7 protein-coding genes and 1 pseudogene are annotated in these 8,179 nt (G+C 63.6%); 4 read left to right on the forward strand and 4 right to left on the reverse strand.

What is annotated here, in order from left to right; genetic code table 11:
- Positions 1-2,684 (reverse strand): AMP-binding protein (locus G3436_RS13685; RefSeq protein WP_163945789.1); only part of this gene is annotated, 2,684 nt, incomplete at its 3' end.
- Positions 2,685-3,010: 326 nt separating this feature from the next.
- On the opposite strand from G3436_RS13685, the gene G3436_RS13690 reads away from it, so the two are divergent.
- Positions 3,011-3,550: an RNA polymerase factor sigma-70 gene (locus G3436_RS13690; protein WP_163945804.1), complete on the forward strand. Its 540-nt coding sequence runs from the start codon at positions 3,011-3,013 to the stop codon at positions 3,548-3,550.
- A gap of 133 nt (positions 3,551-3,683) precedes the next feature.
- Here the strand turns inward: G3436_RS13690 and G3436_RS13695 are convergent, their stop codons facing one another.
- Entirely contained in the window at positions 3,684-4,697 is a 1,014-nt protein-coding gene (locus G3436_RS13695; protein WP_163945792.1) for a GNAT family N-acetyltransferase, read from the reverse strand.
- Positions 4,698-4,762: 65 nt separating this feature from the next.
- On the reverse strand, positions 4,763-5,560 hold the full coding sequence (locus tag G3436_RS13700) for a substrate-binding periplasmic protein (protein ID WP_420801212.1): 798 nt from the start codon (positions 5,558-5,560) through the stop codon (positions 4,763-4,765).
- A 147-nt stretch (positions 5,561-5,707) separates the two neighbouring features.
- Between G3436_RS13700 and G3436_RS13705 the strand changes: the two genes are divergently transcribed.
- Positions 5,708-6,259 carry a 3'-5' exonuclease gene (locus G3436_RS13705; RefSeq protein ID WP_163945795.1) on the forward strand — a complete coding sequence of 184 codons (552 nt, stop codon included), beginning with the start codon at positions 5,708-5,710 and terminating at the stop codon, positions 6,257-6,259.
- 70 nt (positions 6,260-6,329) lie between these two features.
- Positions 6,330-6,614: a pyrimidine/purine nucleoside phosphorylase gene (gene ppnP / locus G3436_RS13710; protein WP_163945798.1), complete on the forward strand. Its 285-nt coding sequence runs from the start codon at positions 6,330-6,332 to the stop codon at positions 6,612-6,614.
- Positions 6,615-6,692: 78 nt separating this feature from the next.
- On the opposite strand, the gene G3436_RS13715 is transcribed toward ppnP, so the two are convergent.
- The gene (locus G3436_RS13715) at positions 6,693-7,382 is read right to left on the reverse strand and encodes an alpha/beta family hydrolase (RefSeq protein ID WP_163945801.1); all 690 of its coding nucleotides are present in this window, start codon (positions 7,380-7,382) and stop codon (positions 6,693-6,695) included.
- Between the two features lie 49 nt (positions 7,383-7,431).
- Between G3436_RS13715 and G3436_RS13720 the strand changes: the two are divergent.
- Positions 7,432-8,179: pseudogene (locus G3436_RS13720) on the forward strand (cbb3-type cytochrome c oxidase subunit I); the annotation flags it as partial.

The raw sequence follows: 8,179 nt of genomic DNA on the forward strand, positions 1-8,179 counted from the left end.
AAACGCGCGGCGGTCTTGTGCAACTGGGCCGAACGTGGGTGGTCCGTGGCCAGGTCAAGCACCGCCGGCTCATCGCCGAGCTGTGCTTTCCAGTAGTCCAGCTGGCGCGCGCTTTCGCCCTGCTCCAGCCATTGGCGCTGCCAGCTACCGTAGTCGGCATAGTGCAGCGCCAATGGCGCAAGTTGCGCCTGCTGGCCCTGACAGGCAGCCGCGTACAGGCGCGAGAATTCGTCGATGAGGATGTTCATCGACCAGCCATCGGCAATGATGTGGTGCAGGGTCACCCACAACTGATGCTCTTCGCTGCCCAGGCGTACCAGCGTGACGCGCAGCAGCGGCCCGCGCTCCAGGTCGAACGGCTGCCGGGCTTCGGTTTCGCGTCGTTGCTGGACGCTGGCGGCGGTTTCGGCGCTCAGGTCCAGCTGCGTCAGTTGCCAGTCGAGGCTGGGCAGGATGCGCTGCACAGGCTGGCCGTTGCTGTCGGCGAACACCGTGCGCAATGACTCGTGGCGTACCACCAGCGCCTGGAAGCTGCTGGCCAGGGCCGCTTCATCCAGCTCGCCGCGCAGGCGCAGGGCGCCAGGAATGTTGTACGCCGCACTCGCAGGTTCCAGCTGCCACAGCACCCACAGGCGGTTCTGTGCCAGCGACTGCGGCAGCGCCTGGGCCCGCGGCAGCGCCGCGATGGCGCCCTGGGCCACGCCGCCATCGGCCTGCACCTGGGCCACCACAGCGGCAAACGCCTGCAGGGTTGGCGCCTCGAACAACAGGCGCACACTCAACGCCAGGCCCAGTTCGTCGCGCAGGCGTGCGATCACCTGCGTAGCGGCGATGGAGTTGCCGCCCAGCAGGAAGAAGTGATCGTCGGCGGCCACCTGCGCCAGGTTCAGTTGCTCGGCCCACAGGCGCGCGATCAGGGCATGCAGCCCCTCTCCACTGGCGGCTGACGTGTTCAATGCTGGCGCCTGGGCATCCGGGAAACGTGCATAGCAATCCAGGCTGCCATCATCCAGGCGCTGACGGCAGGCCGAGCGTTGCAGCTTGCCGCTGGAGGTCTTGGGCAGCGCACCGGGGTTGAGCAACAGCACCACCGCCGGCGCCTGCTGGCAGGCATCGGCGATCACCTGGCGCAGGCTGCGGATCAGGCTGGCCGGTTCGAGGATCTTTTGCACGTTGCGGCTGATCTCGACCGCAATGCCGATACCCTCCTCGCCTGCGTCGTCGACCGCGAACACCGCCACCCGGCCTTTGCGCAGCACCTCGACTTCGCGTTCGAGGGTCTGTTCCAGGTCTTGCGGGTAGAGGTTGTGCCCGCGCACGATCAGCATGTCCTTGAGCCGCCCGGTGACGAACAGCTCGCCATCACGCAGAAAGCCCAGGTCGCCAGTGCGCAGCCAGGTGCGCCCGCCTTGTTCGACAAAGGTCCTGGCGCTGGCTTCGGGGTTGCGCCAGTAGCCATGGGCGATGCTCGGGCCGGCAGCCCAGATTTCGCCGACCTGGTTGTCACCGAGCACGCTCAGTTGCTGCGGCTCGACAATCTGCACCGCATGCAGCGGCTGGCTGAAACCGCAGCTCATCTGCACGCTGCCCTCGCCCGCCTCGGCACGGTTCTGCGCCAGTGCGCTGCTGTCCAGGGCCAGCGCGGGAATGCCGCCGCCGCGCACGCTGCCACTGACAAACAAGGTGGCTTCGGCCAGGCCGTAGCTGGCAAAGAAACTCGAAGGCTCGAAACCGCACATGGCGAACTTCTCGGCAAAGCTGTCGAGGCTGTCCTGACGGATCGGTTCGGAACCCGAGTACGCCACGCGCCACGTGCTCAGGTCGAGGTTGGCCAGCGCCGCCGCGCTGACCCGCTCATGGCACAGGCGGTAGGCGAAGTCCGGGCCGCCGCTGATGGTGCCGCGATAGTCGCTGATCGCCTGCAGCCAGCGCTGCGGGCGCGCCAGGAAGTAGCCGGGGGACATCAGCACGCAGGGCACGCCACTGAAGATCGGCTGCAGCAGGCCGCCGATCAGGCCCATGTCGTGGTACAGCGGCAGCCAGCTGACGATCACGTCATCAGGGTTGAGGTCGATGCCGAAGCCTTCACGGATCAGCACCTCGTTGGCCACCAGGTTGCCGTGGCTGACCTGTACGCCCTTGGGCAGTGCGGTGGAGCCGGAGGTGTACTGCAGGAAGGCGATGTCATCCGGCGTGAGCGCCGGCACCTGCCAGGCACTGGCCAGGCTGAGGTCGAGCTGGTCGACGCTGAGCAGTTGCGGCGCATCCTCGGCCTTGAGTGCGTCGAGGGCCAGCAAGCTGTCGTGCAGGCTATCGATGGTCAGCAGCAGGCGCGGCTGCGCATCGTCGATGATCGACACCAGGCGCGCCTGGTGATGGGTGCGCGAGGACTCCGGCGGGTAGGCCGGTACCGCAATCACGCCGGCATACAGGCAACCGAAGAACGCCGCGACGTAGTCCGGGCCGCTGGGGAACAGCAACACCGCGCGGTCACCCTGCACGGTGCGCGCCTGCAGGGCGGCAGCGATGCTGCGCGCGCGCTGGTCGAGCTCTCGGTAGCTGAGCACCGCCTGGTCACGGGCGTCTTCGGCAAGGAAGCGCAGGGCCACCTTCTCAGGGGTCAGCGTCGCGCGCTGTACCAGTGCCTGGACCAGCGTAACCGGGAGTTCGAAGGCGTCCGTCATGGGGAGTTCCTGCCAGTGTCTGTACGTGAAAGTCGGCGTTTGCGACGGGTGCGGGCCACGCGCCGAGGCACTGGCACGCCCCGTTCAGGGCCGAGGATGTACACAGGGGAACGGATGAACAGGTGAAATAATTAGGCGCCAGAGTGGTCCGCCTGAAGGCTTTTTTTGCCACGAATGAAGCGACGTTGCTTAGAACCAAAAATACGAGGACTCATTACTTTTCGCATTTGACAATAATTATCATTAAGAATAGCTTGTCGCACGTCGCAGGAAGTACTCCCTCGTGGAGTGCTTCGCTTCCCTCTTCGAGAAAAGGTGAAAATTCCATGGCGGAACAACTGTCCACAAGTAAGTGCGATTCACCGTTGCTCCAAGCTTTCGTCGACAATCGCAGCATTTTAGTGAAAATTGCCGCCAGGATCACTGGTTGTCGCTCCCGCGCCGAGGATGTGGTGCAGGACGCTTTTTTCCGGCTGAGTGCCGCGCCGCAGATCACCTCATCGTTCAAGGCGCAGCTCAGCTACCTGTTCCAGATCGTGCGCAACCTGGCCATTGACCATTACCGCAAGCAGGCAATGGAGCTGAAATATTCCGGCAGCGAAGAGGAAGGGCTGAATGTGGTCATCCACGGCGCCTCGCCTGAGGCCACGCACATCAATTTCGCCACCCTGGAACATATCGCCGACGCGCTGACCGAGCTGCCGCAACGTACCCGCTATGCCTTCGAAATGTATCGCCTGCACGGCGTGCCGCAGAAAGACATCGCCAAGGAACTGGGTGTATCGCCGACGCTGGTGAACTTCATGATTCGCGATGCGCTGGTGCATTGCCGCAAGGTGTCGGCGGCACGCGGCGAGCCGGCCTGAGGACTGTGTTTCGATTGTTCCGCCCCCTTCGCTGGCAAGCCAGCTCCCACAGGTATCTCACTGCCCTTGAGGGCAATGAAGTACCTGTGGGAGCTGGCTTGCCAGCGAAGGGGGCGCCATAAAGCCCCCACGCTCACACCAGCTTGCAGCGCTCGAAGAAGCGTTCACGCCCAAGGACCATCAAGGCTGCACGCTTGTGCGGGAAGTCGAACTCCTTCTCGCAATGGAAACACTGGTCGTGCATGTAGCCGATCATCTTCGCGTTGTCGGCGCGCGGCTCGGCGACCACGCGCTGGGTACGCGGGTCGTCGAGGAACAGGTAGTGCACCAGCGCTGACAGCCAACTGGCGACCTTGTGCGGCCCGCGATGCGTCTCTTCCCCCACCAACATGTGAATGCCGCGGTCGTAGTCATCGGCCGGGTAGAACGGTGCAATCCGGTCTTCCTTGGCCCAGTACGCCTCAAAGTAGGCAAACGGCTGGTCGTCAAAGCAGCCGATCAGGGTCAGGGTGTGCGGATCGGCCTGCAGCTTGCTCAGATAGTCGCGGTGCTGCTCCAGGCTGCCGCCCTCCTGCCAGAAATTCAGCACCCGCGGGTTGTTCTGCCAGCGGTTGAAGCGCTCCAGATCGTGGTCGATTTCGAGGGTACGCAGGGAAATCCACGCCCCTACTCGCGGGTCGAAGCGGCGATACACCTCGCCCCGCGCCTTGGGCGCACGCAGCGGATGCCGCTTGCCGCCAGTGATCTGCATCTGCTGCGGGTAGGTACCTGACAGCGTCTGGCCCAGCCACGGCTGCGGCAACTGCCAGAACAGGGCGCGCTCGCAGCGATAGCACTCAGGCTGCTCGTCCACCACCAGCAGGCCGCTGGCCAGCGCCGCCTCAGGCACCTGCGCCAGGTGCCAGCGCAGGCGCTGGCAGCGCGGGTCGCGGGAGAACAGCCAGTAGCAGGCCGCCCACAACGCCTGCTGAGGACGCTCGCTGCAGCTGTATTCAAGGTAGATGTTCAGGTCTTGCCCACGCTCCAGACGCAGCCGTACCAGCGGCGCATCTTCAAGCACCAGGCTCAGGTGGCATTCGGTTTCATCGGCGCTGAGGCTCGCCAGCGGGGGCAACGACAAGGCAGGCAAGGCGGTATCGGCAGGCATGGTGTGTGGCTCACGGAAAAGGAAGGAACAGCTCACTGCTGTTGACGTGAAACCCGCGCGCAAATTTAGTCTGCGTGGACCTCGCTGACCTTGATCTGATAGGGCTGGAAAATCTTCAGCAACTGGCCACCTTCGCGCAGACGCTGCAGCAGCTCGGCAAAGGCCTCGCCACTGATGGCCGCCTCGGGGCGCAGCAAGGCGTAGTGATGGTAGACCTGGTCGACGTTCTCCGAGGTCAGGAACTGGTCCTGATACTTGCGGTTGCGCTGCAGAAAATCGCTCAGGTAGGAACGCGTGACCAGCGCTATGTCCGCACGATCACGCTGGACCATCAGCAAGTTGCTGTCATGGGAGTAGGTCAGGGTGGCGTTGAAATGCCCGGTCAGGTACTCGCGGTCGGCATTGAACCCGGCAAACGCATAGTGATAGCCACTGAACAGTGCCAGGCGCTTATGGGTCAGTTCATCGAAATAGCGCTGGTCACGCTGGTCGGTTTTGCGCGTGACGAACACTTCGGCATCTTCAAGCCCCATGTCGACATCGACGTGCCGGATGGACTTCCAGCCCCACTCCGGGTTTTCGAAGATCGCCATGTCGATGCGCCCTTCTTCAAAATCGCGAAAGCGCCGCGGGATGGACGTGGGTACCAGCACAAACCGGTAATCGTGCTGCAGCCGGTTCAGGGCCTCGACCAATTGCGGCAACAAGCCGCTATCGGCGCCCTGTTCGGGGCGCACGGTATAAGGCGGGAAATGCACAGCCCCGACCTTGATCTCCTGCTGGGCACAGGCCGGCGTGCTCAGCCAGGCCGCCGCGAGCAACGACAGGGACAACACGACCTGCGGCAGGGGCGCTGAACTCAAGGCAACACACTCTTTGCGGATTCGCGCCTAAACTAGGCGTTTTCCCGCCCTTGTACAACTGGCATAAACAACAGGCAGATTGCCACGGGATACCGCGCAGGCCCGAGATTGGCTACGCTCTGGCGACGATTGGGTAAGGAGCCTGCTATGGGCCATTGGCTGGTAATCGACCTGGAAGCCACCACCGACGAAGGTGGCTGGCCGGTCGAAGAGATGGAAGTCATCGAGATCGGCGCCAGCCTGGTCAATCGCCAGGGCCGCGAAGTGGACCACTTCCAGCGCTTCGTGAAACCACAACGGCGCCCACTGCTGACGCCCTTTTGCCGCGAGTTGACGCATATCACCCAGACCGAGATCAATTCGGCAGCTGCGTTCACCGAGGTCTGGAGCAGGTTCGAACGCTGGCTGCAGCACCACCAGGCCCGCCTGGAAGGCTGGGCCAGCTGGGGCGATTACGATCGGCGCCAGTTGCTGCAGGAATGGCAGTTGCATCAGTTGCACAGCCTGCTGGCCGATGTGCCTCACCTGAACCTCAAACAGCGCTTTGCCAAGGCCCGCCAGCTGGAGCGGCCACTGGGCCTGAGAGGTGCGTTGCAACTGGCCGGGTTGCAGTTTGTCGGGCAGCAGCACCGCGCCCTTGAAGATGCACGCAATACCGCGCGCCTGCTGCCGCTGACACTGCCGGCGACAGGCACCTGAAAGGGATGACGGCGCCGGGTGGCTTGGGCATACTGGCCAGCCCTTTTTTGCCCCTTTGCAGGAGTCGCCCATGTTTAAAGTCAACGAGTACTTTGATGGCACGGTCAAGTCCATCGCCTTCGCGTCTGCCGAAGGTCCGGCCACCGTCGGCGTGATGGCCCCGGGCGAGTACGAATTCGGCACCGCCCAGCGCGAGATCATGCACGTGGTCAGCGGCGCCCTGATCGTCAAGCTGCCGGGCAGCGACAACTGGGAGACCTTCAAGGCGGGCGACCAGTTCAAAGTACCGGCCGACAGCAAGTTCCAGTTGCAGGTAAAAGTCGACACCGCCTACCTGTGCGAATACCGCGACTGATTCACACGCTTCGCCGGCAAGGCCGGCTCCTGCACGGGACTGCGGTCCTGGCAGGCGCCGGCCTTGGCGAAGGGGCTTTCAGCGCAGGAACGCCACGATCCTGCGCGCCGCCGCCCCCAGGTGATCGGCATGGCTGAACCCCGAGGTTTTCAGCGGCTTCAGGTCATGATCCCCCGCCACCCGCCAGCACAGCTCGATCGCTGACGACAGTTCGTACCCCTGCACCGTCTCGCGGTTACCCAGTGCATCGCGTTCGCCCTGCACGATCAGTGTCGGCGTCTTCAGCGTGGCCAGATGCGCCACCCGTGGCTTCTCCGGCTTGCCCGCCGCGTAGAACGGATACCCCAGGCACACCAGCGCATCCACCTCCAGCTCATCCGCTACCAGGCTGGCCATGCGCCCGCCCATGGACTTGCCGCCAATCGCCAAGGGGCCCGTGACCAATGGTCGCACCTGGGCATGCACCTCGCGCCAGCAATCGAGCAACTTGGCCTGGGGGTTTGGCGGCCTTTTGCCACCATCGAGGCGCCGCTGGGCCATGTAGGGGAACTCGAAGCGCAGCACCCCCAGCCCTTGTGCCGCCAGCCTTTGCGCCATGTCCTGCATGAATTCGCTGTCCATTGGCGCGCCCGCACCGTGGGCCAGGATCAGGCACCCCGCAGGGGCCGCATCCCCCTGATTTTGCGGGGCATTCCACAACCAGCCGCGCTGTTGGAGCAGCTTCGCCCATTGATCCCCGTCAATACCGGCCACTTGCCCATTACTCATGCTTGCCTCGCTCACTAGCCTGCCTATAACCGTGGATGGGAACCCATACATGAACACAACCAGCAGTACCGCCTACAACTACAAGGTGGTCCGCCAATTCGCCATTATGACGGTGGTGTGGGGAATCGTCGGGATGGGGCTCGGCGTTTTTCTCGCCGCGCAACTCGTCTGGCCTGCACTCAACTTCGACCTGCCGTGGACCAGCTTCGGGCGCCTGCGCCCCTTGCACACCAACGCGGTGATCTTCGCCTTTGGCGGTTGCGCACTGTTCGCCGCCTCCTACTACTCGGTGCAGCGAACCTGCCAGACCACGCTGTTTTCGCCACGCCTGGCCGCCTTTACCTTCTGGTCGTGGCAGTTGGTGATCGTGCTCGCCGCCATCAGCCTGCCGCTGGGTTATACCAGCTCCAAGGAGTACGCCGAACTGGAATGGCCGATCGACATCCTGATCACCATTCCTGGGTCGCCTACGCCGTGGTGTTCTTCGGCACCCTGATGAAGCGCACCACCAAGCACATCTACGTGGGCAACTGGTTCTTCGGTGCGTTCATCATCACCGTGGCCATCCTGCACATCGTCAACAACCTGGAAATCCCGGTCAGCCTGACCAAGTCCTACTCGCTGTACGGCGGCGCCACCGACGCCATGGTGCAGTGGTGGTACGGCCACAACGCCGTGGGCTTCTTCCTGACCGCAGGCTTCCTGGGCATGATGTACTACTTCGTGCCCAAGCAGGCCGAACGCCCGGTGTACTCGTATCGCCTGTCGATCGTGCACTTCTGGGCGCTGATCACCCT

Source organism: Pseudomonas brassicae, assembly GCF_010671725.1.
Classification (GTDB): domain Bacteria; phylum Pseudomonadota; class Gammaproteobacteria; order Pseudomonadales; family Pseudomonadaceae; genus Aquipseudomonas; species Aquipseudomonas brassicae.